This is a genomic window from Candidatus Angelobacter sp., from assembly GCA_035607015.1.
GTDB lineage: Bacteria > Verrucomicrobiota > Verrucomicrobiia > Limisphaerales > AV2 > AV2.
Genome location: DATNDF010000272.1, coordinates 1 through 2,764 on the forward strand (window position 1 = coordinate 1; position 2,764 = coordinate 2,764).

Annotated in this window: 3 protein-coding genes; all 3 read right to left on the reverse strand. The window is 59.2% G+C overall.

Features of this window, described 5'->3' with window-relative positions:
- Positions 1-224 (reverse strand): hypothetical protein (locus tag VN887_11075; protein HXT40547.1); only part of this gene is annotated, 224 nt, incomplete at its 3' end.
- Positions 225-235: 11 nt separating this feature from the next.
- A complete protein-coding gene (locus VN887_11080; GenBank protein HXT40548.1) occupies positions 236-790 on the reverse strand; it encodes a YfiR family protein in 555 nt (184 codons plus the stop codon).
- A 111-nt stretch (positions 791-901) separates the two neighbouring features.
- On the reverse strand, positions 902-2,764 hold a 1,863-nt coding region (locus VN887_11085; GenBank protein ID HXT40549.1), incomplete at its 5' end, for a TonB-dependent receptor.

The following is a 2,764-nucleotide window of genomic DNA, read 5'->3' on the forward strand; positions in this document are numbered from 1 at the left end:
AGAATCTCCGCGGCCGCCGTTTTATCGCCAAAGGTCACGGCGCCGGCGGAATTGGCGGCCACGACTTCGGTCAACGCGGAGATGTCGCGGACGAAGGTCTTCTTGAAAATATACACCTGGAATCCGAACAGTCCGGCACAAGCCAGTAAGAGAATGACCCCACAAGTGGACAACACCACCAGCATCAGTTTGCGCTTGATCGGGAGGTTGCGGATGAAGTTCATGTGCGGTTTGTTCAGTTGGCCGGCTTCACGAGTGTGGCCATGTTCGCGAGTTTGGAGCTGATCTGCAGTCCGGCGCGTTCGACCGCCGCGAGGTTGATTTCAAAGCGGATGTTCTCGCCCTTCATGACGAAATTGATCATGCCGCCGGCGCTGGCAAATCCTTCAGACTCGCCCACCGTCAGAACCGGCATTCCCTTGAGCCGATCCAGCAACCGGCTCGTTTGCGCCTTCTCGGCACGACTCAGGAAAAAGAGGTGGCAGTTCGTCAGCAGTTCATTTGCGTGGAAGCGCCGCACTTGCAGCGGATGGCCGGAGGCTGTCTTCTGCTGGAGCGCCCGTTCGAGGACCGGTCCTTCCGGGTCCGTTTCAAAAAGCCCGATGACGATGGGCGAGTTGGTGGATGGAAACGTGTTGTCCGGCCATTGGGCGAACTTCACGAAGTTTACAAGAAAGCCCGCTTTGACCCTGTACTCGATGGCCGTGGCCTCGTCCGGATCCCCCGCCCAGGCCACAAAGGCCGAAAACAACAGGGAGAAGAACAGACAACCGCGCAGAACGTGTTTCATCCACGCCTCCGGACGATTGCCGGCACGAGGCCCGCCCGCAGCAAATGGGAACGATTGCGGAAGATCTCCGGCTTCGATTGTTTGTTTTACCGTGGCCACATGCCCTCGATCCTAGAAATGATAAGTCAGTTTGACGCGAAAGCTCCGGCCGTCCTGTTGAATGGCATCCTGCGTGAAATCCAAACTCACCGGATCGGAGAATCTCCGGTCGAACAGGTTGTAAACCGAGGCGGACAGATCGAGCCCCTTCACCAGTTGGTGGCTGAACAGCGTGAGGTTGCATACCGCGTACGCTCCCGCTTCGTTCCCGCGAACCGTCCGGCGCGAACTGCTCGCCTGCACTTCCAGTCCGGCGAAAATCCTTTCCGCGTAAAGCGGGACCGCGAGGTTGAACTTGCCGAGGTGTTGCGGCGAATTGCTCAGCCGCTGACCGGTCGCGTTGTCGGTAGCGTCGGCGAAGGAATAACTCATTCGGCCGCGCAAACCATTCGCCCACGTCCCTTCGAGTTCCAATCCGGCGCCTTTGGCATCCACGGAGTCGGTGTTTTTGAAGATGTAATCGCCGGTGCCCGGATCGATTTGCTGGGTGATGAGATCGTCCATCTGGTTATAGAAGAGCGAACCGGAGAACCGCCAGTGGGTGGCGAAACCCTGCTCCCACACCAGTTCGCCTGAGCGGATGTGCTCAGGTTTGAGATCGGGGTTGGCGGCGTATCCGGGCGCGATGTAGGAAAACTCGTAGGCGTTGGGGCCACGAAAAGCCTGGCCGTAAATCGCCTTGAAGCTCGTCTCGTCCCACGGGCTGTAGATGAGCGCGGCGCGCGGGTCAACGGTGTCGCCAAAGGTGGTGAAATGGTCGTAACGCACGCCGGCGTTGAGAATGAGGTTGGTGCGAATGCTGAACTCGTCCTGGAGGTAGAGCCCGAAATCGCCCGCATCACTGCGCACGTCGCTGTAAATCATCGGTGGAGCGACGTCCTGGTTTTTCAGGCGCAGGATGAAGTCGTCGTTGAACTCGCCGCCAAACGTCACGTGATGGTCTTCCAGGAAGGTTTTGCTCACCTGCAGTTCGCCGCCCCGGGACTGCGCCAGCGCGAAATCCCGGTTGAAAGTCGGCGGCCCCGTTCCTCCGGAATAGTCGAAGGGCGCCAGCGCGTCGTAACGGTAATGGTCGAAGAACAACCTCCCCATGACCTGCCATTCGTTTGCGAATTCGTGATGGTACTTCAGTTCGGCGTAGGCGCGTTCGTCGTTGATCCAGTTGGGCGACGCATCGAACACCGAGCCATAAGCTGCGGTGGGGAGATCCTTGCGGCGGTCTCCGTAAAGCCCCTCGAGGGTGAAATCGCCCCATGAAACCGATGCGAACACTTTCTTCGCCCATTCACCGTCGAGGTCCCGGGCCACGCCGTTGTTCACCGATGCGAACTCCGGGTAGTACAGCGTTTTGTGTCCCGCGCTGTCGAGCAACGACCCGGAGACCATCAGATTGAGACCGTTGCTGAAGTGTTTCCCGTACGTCAGCCGCCCTGTGTAAGTGTCGTAGCCGGCCGCCGCGCCGGACGCCTCGGCGCCGTTGATCCCTTCGGGGCGCCGCGTCACGACGTTGATGACGGTAAAAAACGCATTGTTGCCATAGAGCGATGAGCCGGGACCGCGTATGACCTCGACGCGGTCAATCAGGTCCACATCGAGCGGAAATTCATTCCCATTGAACGCCGAGTCAAAAACGGGCTCGTTCAACCGGTGCCCGTCCACGGTGATCAAAACGCGCCCGCCGTAGTCCCCGGGCCGGTTCACGCCGCGCATGCCGATAAAGGTGTAGCCGCGGTCGTAAGTGACGTAAAATCCGCGCACGCTGCGAAGCACATCGGCCAGTGTCCGATAGCCGTATTTCTGAATGTCGTCCTGCGTGATGATGCTCACGTCGGACGGCGCCTCGGTGACTTTCTGCTCATGCTTTGACGCCCCATA